The sequence below is a fragment of the Pseudomonas sp. Irchel 3H3 genome, from assembly GCF_900187635.1.
Classification (GTDB): Bacteria; Pseudomonadota; Gammaproteobacteria; order Pseudomonadales; family Pseudomonadaceae; genus Aquipseudomonas.
Genome location: NZ_FYEC01000011.1, coordinates 19,562 through 45,056 on the forward strand (window position 1 = coordinate 19,562; position 25,495 = coordinate 45,056).

Genomic DNA, 25,495 nt, shown 5'->3' on the forward strand with positions numbered 1-25,495 from the left:
ATGGAGATCAACCTCAGCGACTTGCACTTGCTGCGCCCGCTCTGGCTCTTGCTGGCACTGTTCGGCGCCCTGCTGCCGCTGCTCTGGCGCCGCAGCCGCGACCTGCGGCGACGCCTGGGCAGCAACATTGCCCCGCATCTGCTGCCGCACCTGCTGATCACCCCCGAGGACAGCCATCGCCTGCGCCCGGTCCATCTGGTCTGCGCCACCTTGGTGCTGGGTGCCATCGCCGCAGCCGGCCCGACCTGGGAGCGCGATCGCCCGGACTTCCTGGAAAACCGCGCGCCGCTGATCATCGCCCTCGACCTGTCGCCCTCGATGGACGCCAGCGATGTCCAGCCGACTCGCCTGGAAGCGGCCAAACACAAGCTGCATGACCTGGTCCAGCGCCGCAGCGGCGCACGCACCGGGCTGATTGCCTACGCCGGCAGCGCCCACCTGGTGCTCCCACCGACCGATGACCCGGCGCTGCTCGACAGCTTCATCCAGGCGCTGGGCAGCGAGTTGCTGAACAAACCGGGCAAGGATGTCGCCGGCGTGATCGAACAGGCCAAGCGCTTGCTGGTGGCGGAAAAAGCCCCAGGCACCCTACTGCTGATCACCGACGGCGCCGACACCAGCCAACTGGGCAATCTCGACAAGCTGCTGGACAACAGTCAGTTGCAGGTGCTGGTGCTGGCCGTGGGCAGTAGCGATGGCGGGATCATCACCGACGCCAACGGCCAGCCCCGCACCGACAGCAATGGCCGCCCGACCCTGGGCAGTTTCGATCAGGCCGCCCTCAAGCAACTGGCCGACGCCACCGATGCCCCGTTGGGCAGCCTGACCCTCAACGACGACGACCTGGACTGGATCGAGTTGCATGCCCAGCAACATTTCCAGAATGCCAGCGCCGAACAGCGTGAACTGCACTGGAAAGACGCCGGCTACTGGTTGTGCTGGCCGCTGTTGCTGCTGGCCTTTTTCAGCGTGCGCCGGGGCTGGAGCCTGAACTGGGCGGCGGCACTTCTGCTGGGCCTGGGCTTGGGTCTGCAGGCGCCAGAGAGCCAGGCCAACGCCCTCACCGACGCGTTTTTCACCCGCGACCAGCAAGGCCGCTGGGCCTTCGAGCACCAGCACTTTCCCGCTGCCGCCCAGTTGTTCCAGGACCTGTACTGGAAGGGAATCGCCGCCTACAACGCCGCCGACTATGACCTGGCACTGGCCAGTTTCGCCCGTCTCGACACGCCCCAGGCGTACTTCTACCTGGGCAACATCTATGTGCGGCGCTTCAAGTTCGACCAGGCGATTGCCGCCTACACCCAGGCATTGAAGCTACAGCCACAGTTCCCCGAGGCGACGGCCAACCTGGCGCTGGCCATCGCCCTGGAAAAAGACACCGACAGCGCGCAGCAGAACACCCCGGAGGTCAAGCCCGACGAAGTCAAATACGACAAGCCCAAGGGCAAGGGCCAGAGCAAATCGCTAGAGACCCAGCAGGCGACTTCCGATGAGCTGTGGCTGCAGAACCTGACCACCTCGCCGGCCAAGTTCCTCAAGCAAAAGTTCAGCCTCCAGGATCAGGCGGGCAAGCCATGAGCAGCAGACTCGCGAAGTGTTTCACCGCCAGCGGCGCCCTGCTGCTGTGCCTGTTGACCGGCCGTGTGCTGGCGGCTGAACCCGAACTGCGGGTGCAGGCCCAACTGCAGCCTGGCGCTGCGGTGATGGTGGGCGGCGTCGTGCAATTGCAGATCGATGTGCTGACCGACAGCTGGTTCACCAGCGCCCCGACCCTGCCGGAGCTGAAGCTGCCGGGCGCGTTGGTGAGGCCGCCCAACGGCGAAGCCCAGCACACCACGCAGACCCTGGAGGGTAAAACCTTCTTCGGCATGCGCTACCTGTACCTGATCACCCCGAACCAGGCCCAGGGCTTCGACATCCCGGCATTGACCGTACAGGCCACGCCCGGCCAGGCCAGCCAGCCACTGAGCGCGCAAAGCCAACCCCTGCACTTCATCGCCCAGCAGCCTCCCGGGTTCAAGCCCGGCGAAGCGGTGTTGGTGGCCCAGGGCGTGCGCTTGACCCAGGTACTCCAGCAGTCATCGCCGACACTCAAGGTCGGCGACACCCTCACCCGCCAACTGACCCTGCAGGCCGACGGTGCATTGGCGATGGCCCTGCCAGCGCCGCCCCTGGGCGAGGTCGACGGCCTCAAGCGCTACCCCAAGACTGCGCAAGTCAGCAACCTCGACGATGGCCGCGGCCACATCAGCGGCGGCCAGCGCATCGACAGTGTCGCCTATCAGGTGCAACGCCCGGGACACTACAGCCTGCCGGCCATCCAGATGCACTGGTGGGACACCAGCACTCAACAGGCACGTAGCGCCGAAGTTCCGGCAGTGACCTTCGAAGCCGCGGCCAACGCCAGCTATCGGCCGGTGTTTTCGATTACCCAGGACCTCAAGCAACTGGGGCAACAGGGCCGCTTCCACCTCTCGCGGCACTGGCTGGTGCTGGTAGCGCTGCTGGCAATACTGGCCACCGCCAGCTACCTGTTGCAGCCCTGGTGCCTGCGGGCCCGGCGCGCCCTCCAAGCGCGTCGCAACGCACGCCATGCAGCCCGACTGGCTTCTGCCGACTACGCCTGGAAGCAGATCCCCGAACAACTCGACGGCCAGCCGCCGCATTTGAGCGCGCTGTACCTCTGGGCCCGGCGCAACCGCCTGGGCCTGGGGATCGGCGGCCTGGGCAACAACGTGCAGGCGCTGTTGCGTGGGCGGTATGGGCGCCAGCCGGCGGAAAACCAGGCATTGCCGCAATTCAAGCAATCCTTGGCTACGCTGCATGATCAGGCGGTAACTGCCAACGCGACGCACTCATCGGCCTTGCGCCCCTTGAACCCCAGTCACGATAAGGACTTTTCATGACGAACCACGCTGCCCCCCGCCAACGTCACGCCTTCAAGCTCCTGCTGAGCCTGGCCCTGAGCCTGCCGCTCCTGGCAGTGGCGGCCGAGCCGCTGCCCTCCTGGAACGATGGCCCGTCGAAAAAAAGCATCATCGAATTTGTCCAGGCCGTGACCACCGAAGGCTCCAAGGACTACGTCAAGCCGGCCGAGCGCATCGCCGTATTCGACAACGACGGTACGCTGTGGAGCGAACAGCCGATGTACTTCCAGGTGCTGTTCGCCCTGGAGGAAGTCAAGCGCATGGCGCCCCAGCATCCGCAATGGAAAACCGAGCAGCCGTTCAAGGCGGTCCTCGAGAACGACCACCAGGCCCTGGCCGCCAGCGGCATGGATGGCCTGATGAAGATCATCGGCGCGACCCATACCGGGATCACCACCGCCGCCTTCATGGATAACGCCAAGACCTGGCTGAGCCAGGCCCGCCATCCGAAGACCGGCAAGCCCTACACCGAGATGATTTTCCAGCCGATGCTGGAGATGCTCGACTACCTGCGCAGCCAGGACTTCAAGACTTACATCGTGTCCGGCGGTGAAGTCGAGTTCATGCGTGCCTTCGCCGAGCAGGTCTACGGCATTCCACCGGAGCAAGTGATCGGCACCACCTTTGCCACGCAGTTCCAGCTCAATGGCAACGACGCTTCGATCCTGCGCCTGCCCAAGCTGGCCCACAACGACGATGGCCCGGGTAAACCGGAAAGCATCCAGCAGGTCATCGGGCGCCAGCCGATTCTCGCCTTCGGCAACTCCGACGGTGACCTGCAAATGCTCCAGTGGACGGCTGCCGGCCCCGGTAAAAGGTTCATGGGCCTGGTCCACCATACCGATGCAAAGCGTGAATGGGCCTACGACCGGCAGTCGAACATCGGTCGCCTGGACAAGGCCCTGGATGAAGCCAACAAACGCGGCTGGAGTGTCGTCGACATGAGCACCGAATGGAACCGGATCTATCCGTTCGACACCGGCACAACTGAGCAAAAGAAGTAAAAGACGTAGGCAGGATCGCAGTAAACGTTCGTCGTACTCCAACACGACTCCAGTAAGCACAAGGAGCAAGTCAGATGACTCGCATACAAAAGTGGCTGCCGAAATTCGCCCTGGTGGCGACTTCGGTCATGGCCATCTCGGCGACCGCCGTGGCGGCAGAAAAACCCAACATTCTGGTGATTTTCGGCGATGACATCGGCCAGACCAACATCAGCGCCTATTCCATGGGCGTGGTGGGTTACAAGACGCCGAACATCGACCGGATTGCCAAAGAAGGCATGATGTTCACCGACTACTATGCGGAGAACAGCTGCACCGCCGGGCGCTCATCGTTCATCACCGGCCAGACGCCATTGCGTACCGGCCTGTCGAAAGTCGGTGCCCCGGGCGCCAGCGTTGGCCTGCAGGCCCGCGATATCACCATCGCCCAGGCGCTGAAATCCCAGGGTTATGCCACCGGCCAGTTCGGCAAGAACCACCTGGGCGACAAGGACGAGTACCTGCCGACCAACCACGGTTTCGACGAGTTCTTCGGCAACCTGTATCACCTCAACGCCGAAGAGGAGCCAGAGCGCCCTTACTGGCCCAAGGATGATGCCGAGTTCGTCAAGGCCAACTCCCCGCGTGGCGTGATCCACAGCTTCGCCGACGGCAAGATCGAGGACACCGGCGCGCTGACCACCAAGCGCATGGAAACCATCGACGACGAAACCACCGCCGCCGCCCAGGCGTTCATCGAGAAACAGGCCAAGGCGGACAAACCGTTCTTCGTCTGGATGAACACCACCCGCATGCACTTGTTCACCCACGTGCGTGAGTCGATGAAGGGCCAGAGCGGCATGCCCGGCAACGACTATGCCGATGGCATGATCGAGCACGACGGCGACGTCGGCAAACTGCTGAAAACCCTCGATGACCTGAAAATCACCGACAACACCATCGTCGTCTACACCACCGACAACGGCCCGAACCAGTTCTCCTGGCCGGACGCGGCGACCACGCCGTTCCGCAACGAGAAGAACTCCAACTGGGAAGGCGCTTATCGCGTACCGGCGATGATCCGCTGGCCGGGCAAGGTCAAGGCTGGCGAAGTGTCCAACGAGATGTTCTCGGGCCTGGACTGGTTCCCAACCCTGCTGGCTGCCGCTGGTGATACCGGGGTCAAGGACAAGTTGCTCAAGGGCTGGGCGCCAGTCGCCGGTGGCAACAGCTTCAAGGTGCACCTGGACGGCTTCAACCAACTGCCGTACGTAACCGGCCAGCAACCCAAGGGCGAGCGTAAGGAGTTCTACTACTTCAACGACGACGGCGTGCTGGTGTCAATGCGCTTCGGTAATTGGAAAGCGGTGTTCTGTGAACAACGTGCACCCGGCGGCTTCAAGGTCTGGAGCGAGCCATTCGTGTGCCTGCGCGTACCAAAAATCTTCAACCTGCGCATGGACCCGTACGAGCGTGCTGACGTGGTTTCCGATCAGTACTACGACTGGACCACCAAAAACGTCTACCTGGTAGCCCAGGCGGTGACCAAGTCTGCGCACTTCCTGCAGACGTTCATCGAGTACCCACCTAGCCAGAAACCGGCGAGCTTCAGCGTCGACCAGATCCGCGCTGCGGTAGATGCAAAAATCGCTGAAAAAATGAAAGCTGCACAGTAATACCTGCTGCACCGCCGTTCACCTTCACCGGTGAACGGCGTTTTTTCTTTTCCCCTGTGGGAGCGAGCGCCCGCTTGCGGCTTGCTCGCGATGGCCTTCACCATCCTTGGTGCCAGTGCTCTGGTTCCACCACATTTTTCAAGTTCTGCACAAGGCAACCAGCAATGTCTTCACGAGTCGCCAGCAAGTCGACGGCTATTCCCGCCCCACACGCCAGTGCCCCGGCGCTGTTGATCCCGGCCCTGCTGTTACTGGTGTCGGGCGCCGCCGCGCTGGTGTACCAGGTGCTGTGGATCAAGCAGTTGTCGCTGGTGGTCGGGGTCGAGGTCTACGCCATCACCACCGGCATCAGCGCGTTTTTTGCCGGCCTGGCCCTGGGCGGCTGGCTGTTCGGGCGCCTGGCCGACCGCCTGCAACGGCCGGTGCTGCTGTACGCCGGGCTGGAGGTGCTGGTGGCGCTGCTGGGTGTCGGTGCCACGGTGGGTATGAGCCTGGCGGCCAGCCCATTCAGTTGGCTGGCCGAGCACATCGGCCTGGCAGCCTGGGTGCTGCCGTTTGCCCTGGTGGGGATTCCCGCCGTGTTGATGGGCGGCACCCTGCCGGTGCTGGTGCGCGCACTGGCCGCCGACCCCGAGCAACTGGGCAAGGCCGGTGGCCAGTTGTATGCGGCGAATACCGCCGGGGCCATCGTCGGGACCCTGCTGACCGCCTTCGTCCTGATCGCGGCCCTCGGCGTGCGCGGCAGCGCCATTGCCGCGGCGATGCTCAACCTGCTGGCCGCCGCCGGCGCGCTGTTGTGGTTTCAACGCCAACCGCTGACGGCCATCGCGGCGCCCGTGGAACGCCCACCCCAGGCCGCACCCGCGCGCCTGGCGCTGTGGCTGTACTCGATCGCCGGTGGCGTGGCGCTGGGCTACGAGGTGGTCTGGTCGCAAGCGATCGTGCAATTCATGAGTACCCGCACCTATGCCTTCGCCGTGGTCCTGGCGACCTACCTGTGCGGGTTGTTCCTGGGCAGCGTATGGATGGCCCGGCGCGTGGCGCGGGTACGCGATCCATGGGGCCTGTTCGGCTTGTTGATTGCCGGTGCGGGGCTGTTGGCACTGCTCGAAGTAGCCCTGCTGGGACGTTGGCTGGTGCTGGCGCAAACCCAGGCCGAATCAGCGGTGCTGGCCCTGGGCGCCAGTGAGTTGGTGGCCATGAGTAGCCGTTTTGCCGTGGCGGCCCTGAGTATCGTATTCCTCCCGACCTTGCTCCTGGGTGCCGCGTTCCCCTTGGCCTTGCGCCTGTGCGTGGGCCAGGACCGGGTGGGCCGGGATGTCGGTGCTGTGGTGGCGTTCAATACCCTGGGCGGCATCGTCGGGGTGATGCTCTGCGGTTTTGTGCTGATACCGCTGCTCGGTCTGGTGCGCACCCTGGGCCTGCTGGCACTGGTCGCTGCGGCCGTCGGTTACCTGGCTGTCAGCCGTGGCAGCGCAGTACACAAAGGCACCCGCCAGGGCGTGGTGGCTGTCGGAGTGCTGGCGCTGGGGGTCGCGCTGCTGACCCCGGTGGACAAGCTTGCGAGCCTGCTGCCAGGAGCGCGCAACGGCGAATTGGTGTTCTATGAGGAAGGTCGTGGCGGTACCGTCGCCGTGGTCACCCAGGGCAAGGGCCAGCGCGCGTTCCAGCGCCTGTACATTCAAGGCGTATCGAACACCGGCGATGCCATGCCGTCGCTGCGCTACATGCGGATCCAGGCCCTGCTGCCGCTGCTGATCCACAAGGGCGAGCCACGTTCGGCCCTGGTCATCGGCTTTGGCACCGGCATCACCGCCGGCGCCTTGCTGCAGTACCCGGGCCTGGAACGGCGGGTGGTCGCCGAGCTGCTGCCATCGGTGGTCAAGGCCGCGCCGTTGTTCAAAGGCAACTTCAACGCCGCCGCCGACCCGGCGCTGCAGGTGCGCCTGCGCGACGGTCGCCAGGAACTGCTGCGCAGCGAACAGACCTATGACCTGATCACCCTGGAGCCGCCACCGCCCTCTGCGGCCGGTGTGGTCAACCTGTACTCGCGGGACTTCTATCAACTGGCTGCCAGCCGCCTGGAAAAGAACGGCCTGGTGGCCCAGTGGCTGCCATTGCCAACCCAGAACATCGACGACTCGCGGGCGTTGGTACAGAGCTTCCTCGACGTGTTTCCTTACGCCAACGTGTGGACCAGCGAGTTCCATGAAATGCTCCTGGTGGGCTCGCTCGACCCCATCGAGCTGGATGCGGCGCGGATCACCCAACGCTATGCCCAGGCAACCGTGCGCAGCACCTTGCAGGATGTCGGGGTGAGTTCGGCCGCGGCGCTGTTGGCCACCTGGGTCACTGATCGCCAGGGCCTGCAGCAGTTCGCCGGCCAGGCCCTGCCCGTCACCGACGACCAGCCGCGCATCGAGTACGCACCGTGGGTGCGTGCCAAGGAAATCAGCCGGGTACTCCCCGCCTTGCTCGACCTGCGGCGCCCGCCGGAACTGCTCAATGCCGACGCCACGTTCATCGAGCGCATGAATGCCCACCAGCAGCGCCTGATGCAGTTCTACCGCGCCAGCCTGCATGCCTACGATGGCGATCGTGAAGCCTGGGCCAGGGATATTCGTGAGGTGATGCAAGGGGATGCCGCCAACCCGTATTTCCGTTGGTTTGTCGGCCAGTGATATGGAGGTATATCCGTTGCTTGGGTAATGGCGGCTAATGGTTCCGCCCTTACGGCGGGTCACTTGGAAAAGCCCCAAGTAACCAAGGGCTCTTACCCCTGACGTACGGCCCCTCGCTTAGGCTCGGGGTACCTTCGCTACGGTATCCATCCGGGGGCATCGCCTCCGGTTTGCTGCGCTGCACCTCCTCTCGATGTATGCGGCTTCGCCGCACGGCGCTACGCGCCTCCCCCCAGATGGACACCTTCGCTCAGCCTTCCAATGGGGCGGGTGGATCAAGATCAAAAGCAAGAGCACGGCGACCTGACAGTCGGCCTGAGTGGTGAGGGCGGGCGAGGCGGCCTAGCGGCCGGCCTGCTTTTCCTGACGGCGATATCTCTGTGTGATATCCCCTGTGGGATAGCCTGCTAGCGATGGGGCCAGAACATTCAATATCGATGGTGCCTGACCCACCGCTATCGCTGGCAGGCCGCAAGCGGGCGCCAGCTCCCACAAGTTGGCTGTGGCGCATGCAAAGTCCGCGAGCACCCCAGAACCACTGTGGGAGCGGGCTTGCCCGCGATGGGGCCGGCACAGCCAACATTTATGGCCTTGACACCCCACCATCCCGAGTCGGCCCGCTCCCATCCAGGCGCTTACTTGGCCTTGAGTTTGATGTACGACTGGCCCAGGTCGTGGGCCCAGCCATCGACCACGTTCTTCACGTCGTTGGCGGTCATCACTTGCGAGTCGTTTTCCAGCGGTCTGCCGGTGCCCTTGCGGACTACCTGGGCGATCACCTTGTTGGTGCTGCCGTCGAGGAACACCGCTTCGGTGGCCAGGTCGGTTTCCTGATCGCGAATACCGGTCGCGGTGCTGACCGCCGCTGCCACCAGGGCAATCGGGATCACCTCGTAGGCTTTCAGGCCTTCGGTCTGGCTGCTGACGGCGGTAATCGCCGCACGTACGACCACCACACCTGGGCCCGGGCCGTTGGCCAATGGCAGGTTTTTACCCAGCTCGCGCTTGAGCGCCTGGTCGTAGTAGCTGGTAATGCCTGACAGCGTGCTTTGCGGGATTTTCACCGTCGGCTTGGGCTGCGGATAGAACTGGGTGGGTTCGACATAGACACTGGTGTACTTATTGATATCGAGCTTGGGGTCGACCCAACGCAGCACGTCTACGCCCGACGGCGACTTGGCCTCCTTGAGCTGGCTGTAGTCCTTGAGAAACCCGGAGTAGTCTTCCGGCTTGGTGATCGTGCTGGAACAGCCCACTACCCCAAGGGAGGCAATGCACAGCGTACTCATCATGAGGGCAAGCTTCATTCGGTAACTCCTGTCAAAAGGACGACAACGGTACTGTCAAACGGAGTTACAGGTATAGCCAAAAGTTAAGACGATTGCTGTGACAGGCTCTGAAAATTCACAAACAACTGTAGGATCGATCACAAGCGTCATTTGACAGACTGACCCTATGCAGCAAAGCTGCACGGCAGCACAAAAAGCCTGCCTTTATGGCCAGCGCCTCTGGACTACGGAAGTCGTAATGCCCAAGCATAAGAAAAATTCGATTACACCTGACCCTGATTCGCCACCGACCCTGATTTCCCGCTACCTGTTTCCCGTCACTGCCGGCCTGTTGCTGCTGGTCATGGCGGGCCTCGGCTGGTTCCTGTTCGCCAGCAAACCGACGCCAGCGCCCTATGTAGCGCCGAGCGTGGCCGTGGCCCCGACGCCGCCAGTCGCTGCGCCCCTGCCGCCGGCCCGCATGGTCGACGAGCAGCAATGCCAGGCTTGCCACACCGAGCAGGTCAAGGACTGGCAAGGCTCCCATCACCAATTGGCGATGCAGGTCGCCGACGAGCAGACCGTGCTGGCCAACTTCAAGGACAGCACCTTCAAGGGCGAGAACGAGACGACCCGGTTCTTTCGCAAGGACGCTGGCTTCTGGGTCAATACCCCGGGCGCCGACGGCAAGAACGCCGACTTCAAGGTGGCCTACACCTTCGGTATCGCGCCGCTGCAGCAGTACCTGATCGAAGTCGGTGAAGGCCGCCTGCAAGCCTTGGGCGTGGCCTGGGATACCGAGAAGAACCGCTGGTTTCACCTGTATCCGGGCCAGGGCGTGAGCTTCAAGAATCCGCTGCACTGGAGTAAACCCAGCCAGAACGCCAACTTTATGTGTGTGGAGTGCCACACCACCGGGTACCAACGCAATTTCGACGCCGCGAGCAATTCCTTTGCCAGCCAGTGGAACAGCCTGGGTGTCGGATGCCAGGCGTGCCACGGTCCGGCCTCCAATCACCTTGAATGGGCGGCGAAAAAGGGCGACCTGATCCACGCAGGCTTTGCCGTCGACCTCAAGGACAAGAACGCCACCACCGAGATCGAGACCTGCGCCCGCTGTCACTCCCGGCGTGCGCCCCTGGGCGATGGCTTCACCGTCGGCAAACGGTTGATGGACGACTACCTGCCCAGCGTACTGACCCGCGAACTGTACGCGCTGGATGGCAAGATCAAGGATGAAGTGTTCGAACACGGCTCGTTCCTGCAGAGCAAGATGTTCGACAAGGGGGTGCGCTGCAGCAACTGCCACAACCCCCACAGCAACGAGCTCAAGGCGCCGGGCAATGGCGTCTGCCTGCAATGCCACAACACCGCCGGCAAGACCACGCTCCCAGGCGTCGACGGCAAGGGCCTGCAAGCCAAGAACTATGACTCGCCCGAACACCATCGCCATGCCACAGGCCAGCCAGGCTCGCAGTGCGTGGATTGCCACATGCCGGGCAAGTTCTACATGGGCAACGACTTTCGCCATGACCACAGCTTCAGCATCCCCAATCCCGAGCGCGCGAAAAAGCTCGGCAGTCCGGATGCCTGCCTGACCTGCCATCAGGGCAAGGCCGGGAACAAGGTCACAGAGCAATTCAAACTGTGGAACGCCAACCCGGCGGCCCAGGCTGCGCGCTATGACGAAAGCCTGTGGCTGATCCGCAGCGGCCAGCCGGGCGCCGCCCAAGCGCTGTACGAGCAATTGCAGCGCAGCAACCTGCCCGCGATCCAGCGCGCCACCCTGTTGGCCGAACTGGTGCTGTACCCAAGCGAACAGGCGCTGAAACTGGCGACCAAAGACCTGGGCAACAGCGATCCACAGGTGCGTGAAAGCGCGATACGCGCGGTCAGCGGTTTCCTTCCGGCCCCTGAGCGCGTGCCGCTATATACGCCATTGCTCAGTGACCCGGTCAAGGCCGTGCGCATCGCCGCCGCCCGTGACCTGCTGGCAGCCGGCAACCAGTTGGGGCCCGCCCAGCCGCGCTGGAAGGCCGCCATCGACGAGTACGAAAAGGTCCAGTTGAGCCTGCTCGAACGCGCCGAGGCCAACCTCAATCTGGCCATGCTCTATCAGGCCAGTGGACGGACTGCCGAAGTCGAGCCGATGTTACGTGCGGCGATCCAGCGCGACGGCGATTTCTTCCCGGCGCTGGTGACCCTGGTGCAATGGCTGGAATCGCGTGGTCGGGCGCAGGAAGCCCAGGCACTGTTGGCCCAAGGCCTCAAGGCGCATCCGGACTCGGCGCTGCTCCAGCACACCCAGGGCCTGGCCCTGATCCGAGCCGGCAACACCGCGCAAGCCATGTCAGCCTTGCGCAACGCCGCTCGCCTGGAGCCGCTGAACGCACAGTACGGCTATGTGCTGGCCGTGGCCTTGTACGACGGTGGCAAGATCGACGAAGCCTGCGCGCAACTGGAGCAACTGATCAAACAACAACCGGCCAACCGCAACGCCCGGTTGTCACTGATCCAGTACTACCTGGACAACGGCCAGGAACCCAAGGCCCAGGTCTTGTTGCAAGGCTGGAAGAAGCTCAACCCGGGAGACCCGGCACTGAAATGACCTGCAGAATCTGCGTGTATCCATAGCACGCTGTGGGAGCCTGCTAGCGATGGGGCCGGTTCATTCGACATCTATAGTGCCTGACCCATCGCTATCGCTGGCAGGTCAGCTCCCACAGGTGGCAACCCTGGATCATTCAGGTGAGCTCAGGCATCACCCGCCTGGCGTCGGCGAAACAAGGGCCGCGGCTCGATTGCCGAGCGGCCATACGTCACGCTCATACCCGCCAGCCCCTTGAGGGCGTCCTCGGCGCATTTGTCTTCGCGCACGGCAAACGCATCGAACCCGCACTGGCGCATGTGGCTTAACTGGTCACGCAGCACATCGCCAATCGCCCGCAGCTCCCCGGCCCAGCCCAGGCGTGTGCGCAGCAGATAGGCCTGGCTGTAGGCGCGACCGTCGCGAAAGTTGGGGAACTCCAGGGCAATCATCGGCAACCGATTGAGCCAGGGCGCGAGGCTTTCGACTTCGTCGTCCGGGCCCAGCCACACCGCGTCGAACACCGGGTGATGCTCGATGCGGCGCTTGAGCCACAGCGCCAGGGGCAATATCAGTGGGCCACAGGGCAAATCGCCGCTCGGGTCCTTGATCAAGGTCCAGCGATCGCCTGGCTCGTGCGTTGCCAACCCGTCCCGCAGCCGCAGCAGGTTGTTCATGCCGCCCCCTCCTGCTGTGCATACACCTGTTCCTTGAACGGCTCCAGGCCGATGCGCTGCACAGTGTCGACAAACTGCTCCTCTGGTTCGCGATAACGGACGAAGGTGGCAACGATCTGCTCGATCACCCCGGGCACCTCGGCAGCGCTGAACGAAGGCCCCATGACTTTGCCCAGTGCACTGTGCTTGCCCTGGGAGCCACCGAGGGTGACCTGGTACCACTCGCTGCCGCTCTTATCGACCCCCAGGATGCCAATGTTGCCGATATGGTGATGGCCGCAGGCATTCATGCACCCGGAAATGTTCAGACTGATGTTCCCCAGGTCATGCAGGTAATCCAGATCCTCGAAGCGCGCTTGAATCCCTTGGGCGATGGGGATCGACTTGGCATTGGCCAGCGCACAGAAGTCGCCGCCCGGGCAGGCGATGATGTCGCTCAGCAGCCCGACATTGGCAGTGCCCAGCCCGGCCTCGCTGGCCAGGCACCACAAGGCGTAGAGATCACGCTTGGGCACATCCGGCAGGACGATGTTCTGTTCGTGGGCAATGCGGATCTCGGCGAAGCCAAACCGCTCGGACCACTCGGCGACAGCGTCCATCTGCTGGTCGCTGACATCACCCGGCGGCGCGCTGATCCCGGGTTTAGTCGACAGCACCACGCTGGCGTAGCCGGCGATTTTATGCGGCTGCACGTTGCGCGAGACCCAGCGGGCGAAGGCCGGATTTTCGGCCAGGCGCGTGCCGAAATCCAGATCGGTGTCGGCCAGTTGAACGTAGTTCGGTGCGACGAACGCGCTGGCGACACGCTGGTACTCCGCCTCGGTGAGTTGTGCCGGACCGTCCTTGAGGTACTGCCACTCCTCTTCCACTTCCCGGGCAAAGGCCTCGATCCCCAGGGCCTTGACCAGGATTTTGATTCGCGCCTTGTACTTGTTGTCGCGCCGCCCGTGACGGTTGTAGACCCGCAACACCGCTTCGACATAGGACAACAGGTGCTGCCAAGGCAAGCCCTCGCGAATCTGCAGGCCTAGGATCGGCGTACGCCCCAGGCCGCCGCCGACGATCACCCGCAGCAGCATCTGCCCCGACTCGTCAGGGTAAAGATAGAGGCCGATGTCGTGCATCATGATCGCTGCGCGATCCTCCTCGGCGGAGCAGATGGCGATCTTGAACTTGCGTGGCAGGAACAGGAATTCCGGGTTGATGGTCGACCACTGCCGCAGGATTTCGGCCAGCGGTCGAGGGTCGATCAACTCGTCGGCCGCCACCCCGGCAAAGGCTTCGGTGGTGATGTTGCGCACACAGTTGCCGGAGGTCTGGATCGCGTGCATCTCGACCTCGGCCAGGCGCTGGAGGATGTCCGGCACCTGGGCCAGTTCGATCCAGTTGAACTGCAGGTTCTGCCGGGTAGTGAAGTGCCCGTAGCCGCGGTCGTAATCCCGGGCAATGCTGGCCAACGTGCGCATCTGTCGGGCACTCAAGGTGCCGTAGGGAATGGCGACCCGCAGCATGTAGGCATGTTTTTGCAGGTACAGGCCGTTTTGCAGGCGCAATGGCAAGAACTCTTCCTCGCTCAAGGCACCGGCCATGAACCGCTGCACCTGATCGCGAAACTGCGCGACCCGCTCTAACACCAAGGCCCGGTCGTAGTCATCGTATTGATACATGTCGCTACCTCATCAGGATTGACCCTCGCCCCGGGGGTTTGGCGGGGTTCTTGTGTGAGGAGGACTATGGGACAACAGCTCAGCGCGTTACAGATTCAGCTAAAAACTAAAAAACCATATCAGCTCGCGGCAGATCACCGTAGACACGGGGAAAATCTGCTCCGCATTAATGCAGTTTTTCTGAGCCTGTTTTGTTTCTTCACGGTTTCCTACAGTTCGCACCATGCCAGACCGGGTGGCCTGGCAAGACTTTGCAACCGTGGAAGCAATGACCATGAGCACAGCAACAATCGGACAGGCCTATAACTACAAGGTCGTCCGCCAATTCGTCGTGGCAACCGTCGTATGGGGCGTTATCGGGATGGCGATGGGCGTGTGGATCGCCTCGCAACTGGTGTGGCCGGAGGCGAACCTCGATTTGCCCTGGACCACCTTCGGGCGCTTGCGTCCGCTGCACACCAGCCTGGTGATTTTCGGCTTTGCCGGCAGCGCGCAATTCGCCGCCAGCTACTACGCGGTGCAGCGTACCTGCCAGGTGCGACTGTACAGCGACAAGCTCGCAGCCTTCACCTTCTGGGGCTGGCAATCGGTGATCGTCAGCATGCTGGTGACCCTGCCGCTGGGCTATACCACCACCAAGGAATACGCCGAGATCGAGTTCACCGGCGCGGTATGGATGACCGTGGTCTGGGTGGCCTACGCCATCGTGTTCTTCACCACCGTGGTGCAGCGCAAGACCAAGCACATCTACGTCGGCAACTGGTTCTTCGGCGCCTTTATCGTGGTGATCGCCATGCTGCACGTGGTCAATCATCTGTCGATCCCGGTGGACTGGTTCAAGTCCTACCCGGTGTATTCCGGTGCGACCGATGCCATGGTCCAGTGGTGGTATGGGCACAACGCGGTGGGCTTCTTCCTGACCACCGGCTTCCTGGGCATGATGTATTACTTCGTGCCGAAACAGGTCGGTCGCCCGGTGTATTCCTATCGGCTGTCGATCGTGCACTTCTGGGCCTTGATCACCCTGTACATCTGGGCCGGCCCGCACCACCTGCACTACACCGCGCTGCCCGACTGGGCGCAATCGCTGGGCATGGCCATGTCGCTGATCCTGCTGGCACCGAGCTGGGGCGGCATGATCAACGGCATGATGACCCTCTCCGGCGCCTGGCATAAGTTACGCACCGACCCGATCCTGCGCTTCTTGGTGTTGTCGCTGGCGTTCTACGGGATGTCGACCTTCGAAGGCCCGATGATGGCGATCAAGACGGTCAATGCCCTGTCCCACTACACCGACTGGACCATCGGCCACGTGCATGCCGGCGCTCTGGGCTGGGTAGCGATGATCACCTTCGGCGCCACCTATCACATGATCCCGAAAATCTTCGGCCGTGAGCAGATGCACAGCATTGGCCTGATCAACGCGCACTTCTGGCTGGCGACCATCGGCACCGTGCTGTACATCGCCTCGATGTGGGTCAACGGCATCACCCAGGGCCTGATGTGGCGCGCGATCAACGACGACGGCACCCTCACCTACTCCTTCGTCGAGGCGCTGCAGGCCAGCCATCCGGGCTTCATCGTGCGGTTTGTCGGCGGGGTGTTCTTCTTGAGCGGCATGTTGCTGATGGCCTACAACACCTGGCGTACCGTGCGGGTGGCCGACGTGCGGATGGCCGAACGCGAAGCGCAGATTGCCTAGGAGGTCACCATGACCGAACTACTGCTCAACAGCCTGGGCGTGGCGTTCCTGTGGTTCGCCATCGAATACTGCCTGCGCCACCAGACCGCCAGGAGCCTGGACGAAGCCAGCCTGATCCCCTTTGCCGACGACCCTGAAGTGGCACGGCGGGTCGAACTGGCCACCGGCAAGAAAGTCAACGCCGTGGCGCCTGAGATGGCGAAACCGGGCTGGGGCAACATCGACCTCTAAGCCCTGGGCCATGTGGGAGCGGGCTTGCCCGCGAAAGCAGTGTGTCAGTCGATGATGATAGTGGCTGTACCGACGCCTTCGCGGGCAAGCCCGCTCCCACAGGAACAGCTCGTTAGCCGCGTTCGCGGGGGATCAGGCTCTGCAACTGCTGGGCCAGGAAGTTTGCGTCAAAGGTGAAGGTGTCGGGGTCTTTCAGGCCATTGGTCTTGCGCCACTGCCAGCCGCTCGAGGGCGGCTGGCACACCAGTGACACGCTGCCGTAGCGGGCCGCGGTCAAGCCCATCACCGCCAGGGAGATCAGGCCTGCCGCGCCCATCACCTCGGGCACGAACTCCACTGGCTTGCCGGCAATCAGGATGCTCAGCTTCTCGGTGTTGAAGGTCGAGCTTTCCACCGGCACGCTCGCGCCAAACGCCACATAGGCCTCACGACTGACCTCCAGCAGGTCCGGTGCCTTGACCGGCGCCAGCCACTGCTCGATCTGGTCGAACAATTCAGCAATGCGCGTGGCCCACACGGCCGACTGGTTTTCAAACAGCTGCTTCTTGTGCGCTTCGCTTTCTGCGTAGTGGCGAAGCATCTCACCCAGTTGCTGTACGTCGTCCATTGCGCTGTTCCTTGGATAAACCGGTGTTACGGACATTGAGCATGGCAGATGTGCGCACCGGGCGTACGACTAACCGCCGGACGAGCGATTGCAGCGCCAGCCAATCGCGGGCACTGTAGGCCAGCACATCAACCATCCAGGGGAGCACCGCATGCGTACCATAGGCCTGATCGGCGGCATGAGCTGGGAGTCCAGCGCCGAATATTATCGTCTGATCAACCAGCAGGTGCGTGACCGCCTCGGGCCACTGCGCTCCGCCCGCCTGCTGATGTACAGCGTCGACTTCGGGCCGGTCGAACAGGCCCAGCATGCTGGACGCTGGGACGACGCGGCGCAGATCCTGGTGGACGCCGCCCGCCGCTTGCAAGCCGGCGGTGCCGAGTGTGTGGTGCTCTGTACCAACACCATGCACAAGGTGGCCGGGCAGATCCAGGACGCAATCAGCGTGCCCTTCCTACACATTGCCGACCCGGCCGGGCAAGCGGCAGAGGCTGCCGGTCACCTGAGCGTCGGCCTGCTGGGTACCGCCTTCACCATGGAACAGGACTTTCTCAAGAACCGGCTCACGGCCCGCGGGCTGCAGGTGCTGGTGCCGGACGCGGTGGACCGCCAGGCGGTGCACCGGATCATCTACGACGAACTGTGCGTGGGGGTCATTAGCGAGGAGTCCCGCGCCACTTACCAGCGGGTGATCCAGACCCTGGCCGAGCGCGGTGCCCAGGCGATCATCCTCGGTTGCACGGAAATCAGCCTGCTGATCAAACCCGAACACAGCCAACTGCCCCTGCTCGACACCACCGAACTGCATGCCCGTGCGGCCGTGGCCTTTGCCTTGGGCCACTGATTCAGGGGCTATGAGCGGGTGGCATTGTTGTTGCCAACTACCCTCGACACCATTAGCGGTGACACATCATTAAATATTGCAACACACATATATAACCAGGCACTGCATCCTCACTCAAAATAGCGTTATGTTTTCTACTCCAAGGAGATAACTTTTTCACTTAAAAGGAATTAAGCATGAGCACCAACCAAGAACGTTCCTTCATTGCCGAACTGCGTTGTGATGGCGTCGCCATGAATTTCTTCGGCAAGTCTGCAGGATCCTCGCCCCAACAAGCGAGTTACATTTCTACATTTGAAGCCTACAACCCGCTCACTGAACGAATGGAGCGATTGGCCAGCCGCAAACCGCCTAAGCTCACGGTGTACTTCGAATACATTGGTGATGCCTACCGCTTGCAAATCCTCACACGCCCCTATGACAAGCAATATGTCACCAAAAACAGCGTTACCCCCTTGATGGCTTCCCCGGAAGCCGGTGACAGCACAACGTTGTTCAAGCTTCTCGATAGCAGCCATAACACCATCACACTGGATAACCTGAGTTCAGATAGCGCCACCATCCATTTACAAATACGCAATGCCGCCGCCATCAAAAAAGCAATCGGCGCACCTATCTACAGGTACTATTTTCACGACATAGTTGGCGACATTGCAACATTCAACCTAAAGATATTTGAAAGAAACATAGCGCCACCTGAAAGTGTCGATTCCTACAACTAAAACGTCGTATCGGCGGCCGCCGAAATTTAATAAATATGAAGTATTAGCCCATGAAAAAGCCCCGCAGCTTTCGATACGGGGCTTTCTTATTTGGCGCTCAATCAGGCAGTGGCAGGCACTGCCGCTTGACCGCTCAACGCCAGGTCCAGCAGTTCACGGTTGGCTACCGCGTACATGGCGTAGTCGGTGCCGCTGGCGGCACGGATTTCCACCAGCATGGCACGCCAGCGGTCGATCATCCCTTCGTGTTGCTCCATCCACAGGGCCAGGCGTGTTTCCACGTCCAGGCTACCGTCGCCCTGCTGCAGGACGGAGATGGTGATCGCCCGCTGTTGCCAGTCGACGTCATCACGGAAAGCTTCACGGGCCAGTGCCTGCCAGTTGTTTTCCACCGGCAGAGCGCTGATCTGTTGCAGGTACCAGGTGATGTCCAGTGCGCTGCCCACGGCGAAGTAGGCCTTGGCCACGTCCGCTGCGTTCTGCCCGGTGACATCCGAGGCCTCGATGATCGGCAGCAGGGTGTACAGGTGGGTAGTGCCTGCAACCATGCGCGCCAGCAACTCCGGCACGCCAGCATCGACGTACGCGGTGTAGCGGGTCTGCCAGCCTTCGCGAGTCGGGCCTTCCAGCAGTTCGTCGAGCTTGAGGCCCAGGGCTGCCAGGTGCGGACCGAAATGCGCGACGTCACGCGCCGCGTTCTGCTCGTTGCGACGGGTACGCAGGAACCAGCGTGTGGCACGACGGCCGAGGCGCATCAGTTCATCCATCAGTTCCAGTTGCACGTCGGCGCTGACTTGGTAGTCCAGCGCTTCAATCTGGCGGAACCAGTGCGGGAGGTGGAAAATGTCGCGCACGATCACATAGGCGCCGGCCACGTTCGCCGGGCTCATGCCGGTCGACTCTTTGAGTCGCTGCACGAAGGTGATGCCCATGTGGTTGACCAGGTCGTTGGCGATCTGGGTGCTGACAATCTCGCGCTTCAGACGGTGACGACGCATGGCTTCGGAGAACTTGCTCACCAGGGTCGGCGGGAAAGCGGTTTCCATGTCGCGGGTCAGGTAGTCGTCATCCGGCACCAGGGAGCCCAACAGCTGCTCCTTGAGGTCGATCTTGCTGTAGGAGATCAGCACCGACAGCTCGGCACGGGTCAGGCCATGGCCTGCCGCAACGCGCTCGTTGATGGCGTCTTCCGACGGCAGGAACTCGATGGCGCGATCCAGCTTGCCACGGCCTTCCAGATCGTTCATCAGGCGCTTGTATTCGGCAATCCGCGGCAAGGCGCGACGGGCTGCCAGGGACAGGGCCTGGGTCTGCTTGTAGTTGTTGCCCAACACCAGGCCACCGACTTCGTCGGTCATGCTCGCCAGCAACTGGTTGCGTTGCTTGTCGGTCATGTCGCCGGCCTGCACCACTTCGTTGAGCAGGATCTTGATGTTCACTTCGTGGTCGGAGCAGTCCACGCCACCGGCGTTGTCGATGAAGTCGGTGTTGGAGCCGCCGCCATTGAGGCCGAACTCGACACGACCCAGTTGGGTCATGCCCAGGTTACCGCCCTCGCCCACGACCTTGCAGCGCAGTTCGTTGCCGTTGACCCGCAGTGCATCGTTGGCCTTGTCGCCGACATCGGCGTGGCTTTCGCTGCTGGCCTTGACGTAAGTCCCGATGCCGCCGTTCCACAACAGATCCACCGGTGCCTTGAGCAAGGCATTGAGCAGTTCGGTCGGGGTCAGCTTGTCGGCTTGAATGTCGAAGCGCTCTTTCATCTGCGGGGAAATCGCGATGCTTTTTGCGCTACGGGAGAAGATCCCGCCGCCTTCGGACATGATGCTGGTGTCGTAGTCCGACCAGGCCGAACGCGGCAGGTCGAACAGACGCTGACGTTCAGCGAAGCTGTTGGCAGGCGTAGGGTTCGGGTCGATGAAGATGTGCAGGTGGTTGAACGCCGCCACCAGTTGCAGGGTCTCGGACATCAACAGGCCGTTACCGAACACGTCGCCGGCCATGTCGCCGACACCGACCACGGTGATGCTGTCTTTCTGTACATTGATGCCGCGCTCGCGGAAGTGACGCTGTACGCCAACCCACGCGCCCTTGGCGGTAATCCCCATTTTCTTGTGGTCGTAACCGGCGGAGCCGCCGGAAGCGAACGCATCACCCAGCCAGAAGCCGTAGTCGATGGCGATACCGTTGGCGATGTCGGAGAAAGTCGCAGTGCCCTTGTCCGCAGCCACCACCAGGTACGGGTCATCGTCGTCATGACGCACGACGTTGGCCGGCGGCACCAGGGCGCCGTCCTTCAGGTTGTCGGTGATGTCCAACAGGCCCGAAATGAAGATGCGGTAGCAGGCGATGCCCTCGGCCGCAATTTCGTCACGGCTGCCACCCAGTGGCAGGCGACGCGGCAGGAAGCCGCCCTTGGCGCCGACGGGCACGATGACCGAGTTCTTCACTTGCTGGGCTTTTACCAGGCCCAGGACTTCGGTGCGGAAGTCTTCTTCACGGTCCGACCAGCGCAGGCCGCCACGCGCCACAGTACCGAAGCGCAGGTGCACGCCTTCGACGCGCGGCGAGTACACGAAGATTTCGAACTTCGGTACCGGCTTTGGCAGCTCTGGAATCTGGTGCGGGTTGAACTTGAAGCTGAAGTACGACTTGTTATGGCCGTTGGCGTCAGTCTGGTAGAAGTTGGTACGCAGGGTGGCCTTGATCAGGTCCAGGTAGCGCCGCAGGATACGGTCTTCGTTGAGCACCTGAACGTCGTCCAGGGCGCTGAGGATCGCGTGTTCCAGGCGTTGCTGCTTGTCTTCCAGATCGTCGCCCGAGAGCTTGCGCGCCAGGTAGAAACGGGTCTTGAACAACCGGGTCAGCTCACGAGCGATGTCGGTGTGGTTGTTCAGGGTGCTGGCGATGTAACCCAGGTCGAAGCCCAGGCGGATCTGCTTCATGTAACGCGCATAGGCACGCAGCAGCGCCACGTCACGCCACGGCAGGCCGGCCGTCAGCACCAGGCGGTTGAAGGCATCGTTCTCGGCATCGCCACGCACGATGTGCACGAACGCGTCCTGCAACGTGTCGTTGAGCTGCTGGATGTCCAGTTCCAGGCCTTCGGCAGCGGTGAAGGCGAAGTCGTGGATCCAGAACTCGCGACCACCATTGTGGCGCAGGCGGTACGGGAACTCACCCAGCACGCGCAGGCCGAGGTTTTCCAGGATCGGCAGGACATCGGACAGGGCCAGCGGGGTGTCGGCGTGATACAGCTTGCAGTGCAGCTCGCGCTGGCCGGAGACCTGGCCCAGCGGCTGGTAGAAGCTCATCACCAGCGGATTTTTTTCGTTCAGGCTGAGCAGGTGCTGCATGTCGACCACGGCCGAGTGCGCGGCAAAACGCTCACGGTAGCCGGCCGGGAAGCCTTTCGGGAAGTCGGCCAGCACGTTGGTGCCGTGAGCTTCGCCGAAGCTTTCCACGACCAGGCTGGCGTAGTCGTCCTGCCAGCTGCGGCAGGCCTGCACCACTTCTTTTTCCAGCAGCAGCGGGTCGATGTCCAGGCGGTTCTTCGGGTCAACCCGCAGAATCAGTTGCACACGGGCCAGCACAGACTCGGAGAAGAAGGTCCAGAACTCGCAATCGCTGGCTTTCAGGCGATCCATCAGCACTTGCTGGATCTTCTGCCGCACTTCAGTGGAGTAGATGTCGCGCGGCACGTAGGCCAGGCAGTAGCAGAAGCGGCCGTAAGGGTCTTTGCGCAGGAATACGCGGATCTTGTTGCGTTCCTGGATCTGCACGATCGACATCACGGTGCTGAACAGCTCGTCCACCGGGGTCTGGAACAGGTCGTCGCGAGGCAGTACTTCCAGCACCTGGGCCAGTTCCTTGCCCAGGTGGGCCTTGGCCTGGAAGCCAGAGCGCTGCTCGATGATCTCGACCTTGCGGCGGATGTAAGGAATCACCCGTACGCTTTCGCCATACACCGAGGAGGTGTACAGGCCCATGAAGCGGCATTCCTTGATGACGTTGCCATCGGCATCGATCTGGCGGATCGACACGTAGTCAGGGTACGCAGGACGGTGCACCCGGCTTGGGTGGGCGGCCTTGGCGAACGACAGCGGGGTCGCTTCGCGGAGGTAGTTCACGGCGTAGTCTTCGATGCGCAGGTCTTCGGCGGTGAGGCCGGCGCGCAGCAGCTTGGTCAGACCGAGGAAGGAGTCCTGGTCATATTCGATGTGACCGCCGTCCTGGTCTTCGCGAACCACGAACTCTTCGTAGCCGAGGAAGGTGAAGTGGTTGCCCACCAGCCATTCGAGGAAGCTCTTGATCTCGCCCTTCTCGTCAGCGGCGATGGTGAACTGGCTGGTGTCGACGCCGTCGATCAGCTCCTGGACCTTGACTTTCATCGGCTCGAAATCGGCGACCGCCACGCGGACCTCGCCGAGCACCTGCTCCAGTTCCTTGCTCAGGACATTGAGCTCGGCGGCGTTGGCGCAACGGTCGATCTCCAGGTACATCAGCGATTCTTGCTGGATGCCTTCGCCCTGGGTGCCTTTGGGCAGGATTTCCAGCAACTCGCCCTTGGCCCCGCGACGCACGCTCAGCACGGTGGTCTGCAGGGTATGGATGCTGTAGCCGCGACGGTTCAGCTCGGTACGCACCGAGTCCACCAGGAATGGCAGGTCGTGGTGCAGCACTTCGACCGCGGTGTGGGTCGACTGCCAGCCATGGCGTTCGTAATCTGGGTTGTAGACGCGCACTTGCGGCTGCGCGTGATCAAAGCGCTCAAGCAGGCGCCAGGCGGAAAGTGTGCAGCCGGCGAGGTCGGACAACCGGCGCTGGGTCAGTTCATCAAGAGAAATAATGCCGAAGAATTGTTCAGCGAACAGCGCCACTTGTGGCAGTGCCTGTTCACTGATGTGCTGCGCCAGTGCCGCTTGCAGTTGGTGCTGGAAGTCGGCTTTGCTGGCTGCGGTGAAGAACGCCATCTGTGGTACTCCGCTTGGGCTTGTTATTGATGGAAGCGTCGCGTGCAAAACCCCTGTTCGGGGCAACCTGTCACCCGGTTCCTGATTCTCGGGCAGAGGAAACAGGGCGACAGGTGGGTGAAGCTGGACGAGACACTCAGGTCACATTCACCTTCCAAGGATGGGCATCTGCAAAAACGACTGCCGGGCAACCCGGCAATGTCTTTACAGGTGTCCATCCGTTGCGCAGCTTAACGAGTGCGGCAAGGCCCGTGCTTGCGATGCTGCGACATATTCGGTCATCGGTACGCAGCCCCGCGGCGGGGCCTCGAACAACACTAGCAGGCGTGGCGCAAAATGGCGGTTTTATCCCAGGAATTACGGGGTTTGCGTATTGGAAATGACTGGATCTTGAGATTTGTTCACGGCAGGTTTCCTGACATTTGAGTCAGGGCGGCGATCAATCTTGCACCTCATAAACCGCCTGAAACCGGCTGACCGTCGCGCAGTCATAGCAGGTGGTCTGCAGGATCACCTTGTCCATCCAGACATCGATGTTGCAGGAGTCGCACTCGCGGCAGAACAGTTGTGCGGATGGTTGCCCTGCTTCGTAGCCGGTTTGGCTGGCAAAAAATCGCGGGAGCAATTGTTCGCGCCAGTACACACCGGGGGACGTGGCAAAACCGGCGCCGCTGTCCTTGAGGACCACGTCGTAAAACAAGCGATGCAGTGCCGATTTGGCTACCCGCGAATCACGATAGGAGGGTCGCCGCCAGCCTTCGGCCAGGGCATGTTGGGCGGTGCCCAGCATATAGCCGGGAATGGTATTGGCGGCGTGGGTGCGGCCTTTGGAGTTGCCCGTGGCAAAAAAGTGCGCGGCATTTTTGACTGCCAGTTTGGCGAAGTAGTAAATCTCGCTCACGGAGAAGTCCTGCAAGAGCTGACCTATTACCGCTTCACCACGACTGGCGGCGGAAAACACCAGGTCAACTTCCTCGGCCAACACCCGGATATAACTTAACGACTCTTCTCGGGCCAGACTGAACATCAGGCTATACAACTCACTCTTCCACGCGATTGGAATAAAACCGGACAACTCCTGGTACAACGCTCCATACAGTTCGTCACACGGGCAACGCACACCGGTTTCAAGGGCGACATTGGGCAACCAGCGCACTGCACAGAACCGCCGGATCTGGTAGCCGGCCATAGGATCGAATGCCTGGATGTCCGAGTCGGCGTCTACTCGCAGCACGCCTGCCTGGTAAAGGTTTTTCAACAACTCTTCAGCGGTCGCTGCACTAGGGGCCAGGCTCTCGTTGCGGTTCGCCCCTTCCAGCGGAGCGATGCTGTCGTTGCCTGGCTTGAGTCCTTCGAGCAACGCCAGCAGGGTGAGTTTCTGCATGAAGCCCAGGCTGGCATAGGCCAGCGGTGCAACGCCCGGCGTATAACGGCTGAGCAGTTCCTCGCGGTTGCGCGCAGCCTCGGTGGCGATCTCCTGCTGCCGGACTTCGTAGCAAGCAGTACAGGTGCAATGGCTATGACGCCGGTACTGGCCGGCCGGGACTAGACGGTGTTCACAACTGACACACTTGAACGCTGGCCTGAGAGACGCCGGGGTGCCCTTGGCGTATCTCTTCGCCCACATTGGCAGGTCGCAGTAGGGGCACTTCAGTTGTTTATCGAGCAGCGGCGGCAATACCGTCAGTAAACTTCTGACCGCCACCGGGATTTTGTACTCGGCAATCAGCTCGCTGGTTTTCTCTCCGGCCAGATATCGCTGGTAAAGCTGCTCTATTTCCTCTTCGGACAGATGCTTTACCTCGCCCAACAACTCGAAATACGGCTTCATTCAAAGTTTTCCCCTTCAATCAATTTACCCTGCACTCCCTTGCTCTGAAGGCACAAACGTAAGGGACATAGCGTGCTGCAAACAAGCAATAACTGCGCAACTTGTTATTATTCCTACGC

The 25,495-nt window shown here is 62.0% G+C and carries 16 protein-coding genes; 10 read left to right on the forward strand and 6 right to left on the reverse strand.

The features are described 5' to 3' along the window. The 5 genes from CKW24_RS14015 (at position 1) to CKW24_RS14035 (ending at position 8,267) form a co-directional block, all read left to right on the forward strand. Positions 1–1,578 (forward strand): VWA domain-containing protein, encoded by a 1,578-nt coding sequence (locus CKW24_RS14015; RefSeq protein ID WP_095168780.1) that lies wholly within the window; start codon positions 1–3, stop codon positions 1,576–1,578. Beyond that, complete coding sequence (locus CKW24_RS14020; RefSeq protein ID WP_095168781.1) at positions 1,575–2,906, forward strand: BatD family protein; 1,332 nt, start codon at positions 1,575–1,577, stop codon at positions 2,904–2,906. The genes CKW24_RS14015 and CKW24_RS14020 overlap by 4 nt, the downstream gene beginning before the upstream one ends. Continuing rightward, complete coding sequence (locus CKW24_RS14025) at positions 2,903–3,931, forward strand: HAD family phosphatase (protein ID WP_095168782.1); 1,029 nt, start codon at positions 2,903–2,905, stop codon at positions 3,929–3,931. Before CKW24_RS14020 ends, CKW24_RS14025 begins: the two co-directional genes overlap by 4 nt. Before the next feature lie 74 nt (positions 3,932–4,005). Continuing rightward, entirely contained in the window at positions 4,006–5,586 is a 1,581-nt protein-coding gene (locus CKW24_RS14030) for an arylsulfatase (protein WP_095168783.1), read from the forward strand. A 164-nt stretch (positions 5,587–5,750) separates the two neighbouring features. Further along, positions 5,751–8,267, forward strand: coding sequence for a fused MFS/spermidine synthase (locus tag CKW24_RS14035; protein WP_095168784.1), 2,517 nt, complete (start codon positions 5,751–5,753; stop codon positions 8,265–8,267). 635 nt (positions 8,268–8,902) lie between these two features. Here CKW24_RS14035 and CKW24_RS14040 read toward each other — a convergent pair. Then, positions 8,903–9,574 carry a DUF3313 domain-containing protein gene (locus CKW24_RS14040; RefSeq protein ID WP_095168785.1) on the reverse strand — a complete coding sequence of 224 codons (672 nt, stop codon included), beginning with the start codon at positions 9,572–9,574 and terminating at the stop codon, positions 8,903–8,905. Between the two features lie 220 nt (positions 9,575–9,794). On the opposite strand from CKW24_RS14040, the gene CKW24_RS14045 reads away from it, so the two are divergent. Further along, positions 9,795–12,143, forward strand: coding sequence for a tetratricopeptide repeat protein (locus CKW24_RS14045; RefSeq protein WP_095168786.1), 2,349 nt, complete (start codon positions 9,795–9,797; stop codon positions 12,141–12,143). 146 nt (positions 12,144–12,289) lie between these two features. Here the strand turns inward: CKW24_RS14045 and CKW24_RS14050 are convergent, their stop codons facing one another. Then, complete coding sequence (locus tag CKW24_RS14050; protein ID WP_095168787.1) at positions 12,290–12,799, reverse strand: DUF934 domain-containing protein; 510 nt, start codon at positions 12,797–12,799, stop codon at positions 12,290–12,292. Then, the gene (locus CKW24_RS14055; protein WP_095168788.1) at positions 12,796–14,466 is read right to left on the reverse strand and encodes a nitrite/sulfite reductase; all 1,671 of its coding nucleotides are present in this window, start codon (positions 14,464–14,466) and stop codon (positions 12,796–12,798) included. Before CKW24_RS14055 ends, CKW24_RS14050 begins: the two co-directional genes overlap by 4 nt. Positions 14,467–14,740: 274 nt before the next feature. Between CKW24_RS14055 and ccoN the strand changes: the two genes are divergently transcribed. Together ccoN and CKW24_RS14070 are read left to right on the forward strand one after the other, a co-directional pair. Continuing rightward, the gene (gene ccoN / locus CKW24_RS14065; RefSeq protein WP_095168790.1) at positions 14,741–16,168 is read left to right on the forward strand and encodes a cytochrome-c oxidase, cbb3-type subunit I; all 1,428 of its coding nucleotides are present in this window, start codon (positions 14,741–14,743) and stop codon (positions 16,166–16,168) included. A 9-nt stretch (positions 16,169–16,177) separates the two neighbouring features. Continuing rightward, positions 16,178–16,399: a CcoQ/FixQ family Cbb3-type cytochrome c oxidase assembly chaperone gene (locus CKW24_RS14070; RefSeq protein ID WP_095168791.1), complete on the forward strand. Its 222-nt coding sequence runs from the start codon at positions 16,178–16,180 to the stop codon at positions 16,397–16,399. Between the two features lie 112 nt (positions 16,400–16,511). Here CKW24_RS14070 and CKW24_RS14075 read toward each other — a convergent pair whose 3' ends face one another. Next, positions 16,512–17,006, reverse strand: a complete 495-nt coding sequence (locus CKW24_RS14075) for a hypothetical protein (protein WP_095168792.1) — start codon at positions 17,004–17,006, stop codon at positions 16,512–16,514. Between the two features lie 151 nt (positions 17,007–17,157). Between CKW24_RS14075 and CKW24_RS14080 the strand changes: the two genes are divergently transcribed. After that, positions 17,158–17,850: an aspartate/glutamate racemase family protein gene (locus tag CKW24_RS14080; protein ID WP_095168793.1), complete on the forward strand. Its 693-nt coding sequence runs from the start codon at positions 17,158–17,160 to the stop codon at positions 17,848–17,850. Between the two features lie 176 nt (positions 17,851–18,026). Next, positions 18,027–18,572 carry a hypothetical protein gene (locus CKW24_RS14085; protein ID WP_095168794.1) on the forward strand — a complete coding sequence of 182 codons (546 nt, stop codon included), beginning with the start codon at positions 18,027–18,029 and terminating at the stop codon, positions 18,570–18,572. A 101-nt stretch (positions 18,573–18,673) separates the two neighbouring features. On the opposite strand, the gene CKW24_RS14090 is transcribed toward CKW24_RS14085, so the two are convergent. Together CKW24_RS14090 and CKW24_RS14095 are read right to left on the reverse strand one after the other, a co-directional pair. Continuing rightward, complete coding sequence (locus tag CKW24_RS14090) at positions 18,674–23,545, reverse strand: NAD-glutamate dehydrogenase (RefSeq protein WP_095168795.1); 4,872 nt, start codon at positions 23,543–23,545, stop codon at positions 18,674–18,676. Between the two features lie 439 nt (positions 23,546–23,984). Next, positions 23,985–25,376, reverse strand: coding sequence for a hypothetical protein (locus tag CKW24_RS14095; protein WP_095168796.1), 1,392 nt, complete (start codon positions 25,374–25,376; stop codon positions 23,985–23,987). Positions 25,377–25,495 lie beyond the last annotated feature (119 nt).

Bases quoted from the DNA above. Each gene is read 5' to 3' on its own strand.
- CKW24_RS14015 (WP_095168780.1), top strand. From the start codon at position 1: ATGGAGATCAACCTCAGCGACTTGCACTTGCTGCGCCCGCTCTGGCTC.
- CKW24_RS14020 (WP_095168781.1), top strand. From the start codon at position 1,575: ATGAGCAGCAGACTCGCGAAGTGTTTCACCGCCAGCGGCGCCCTGCTG.
- CKW24_RS14025 (WP_095168782.1), top strand. From the start codon at position 2,903: ATGACGAACCACGCTGCCCCCCGCCAACGTCACGCCTTCAAGCTCCTG.
- CKW24_RS14030 (WP_095168783.1), top strand. From the start codon at position 4,006: ATGACTCGCATACAAAAGTGGCTGCCGAAATTCGCCCTGGTGGCGACT.
- CKW24_RS14035 (WP_095168784.1), top strand. From the start codon at position 5,751: ATGTCTTCACGAGTCGCCAGCAAGTCGACGGCTATTCCCGCCCCACAC.
- CKW24_RS14040 (WP_095168785.1), bottom strand. From the start codon at position 9,574: ATGAAGCTTGCCCTCATGATGAGTACGCTGTGCATTGCCTCCCTTGGG.
- CKW24_RS14045 (WP_095168786.1), top strand. From the start codon at position 9,795: ATGCCCAAGCATAAGAAAAATTCGATTACACCTGACCCTGATTCGCCA.
- CKW24_RS14050 (WP_095168787.1), bottom strand. From the start codon at position 12,799: ATGAACAACCTGCTGCGGCTGCGGGACGGGTTGGCAACGCACGAGCCA.
- CKW24_RS14055 (WP_095168788.1), bottom strand. From the start codon at position 14,466: ATGTATCAATACGATGACTACGACCGGGCCTTGGTGTTAGAGCGGGTC.
- ccoN (WP_095168790.1), top strand. From the start codon at position 14,741: ATGAGCACAGCAACAATCGGACAGGCCTATAACTACAAGGTCGTCCGC.
- CKW24_RS14070 (WP_095168791.1), top strand. From the start codon at position 16,178: ATGACCGAACTACTGCTCAACAGCCTGGGCGTGGCGTTCCTGTGGTTC.
- CKW24_RS14075 (WP_095168792.1), bottom strand. From the start codon at position 17,006: ATGGACGACGTACAGCAACTGGGTGAGATGCTTCGCCACTACGCAGAA.
- CKW24_RS14080 (WP_095168793.1), top strand. From the start codon at position 17,158: ATGCGTACCATAGGCCTGATCGGCGGCATGAGCTGGGAGTCCAGCGCC.
- CKW24_RS14085 (WP_095168794.1), top strand. From the start codon at position 18,027: ATGAGCACCAACCAAGAACGTTCCTTCATTGCCGAACTGCGTTGTGAT.
- CKW24_RS14090 (WP_095168795.1), bottom strand. From the start codon at position 23,545: ATGGCGTTCTTCACCGCAGCCAGCAAAGCCGACTTCCAGCACCAACTG.
- CKW24_RS14095 (WP_095168796.1), bottom strand. From the start codon at position 25,376: ATGAAGCCGTATTTCGAGTTGTTGGGCGAGGTAAAGCATCTGTCCGAA.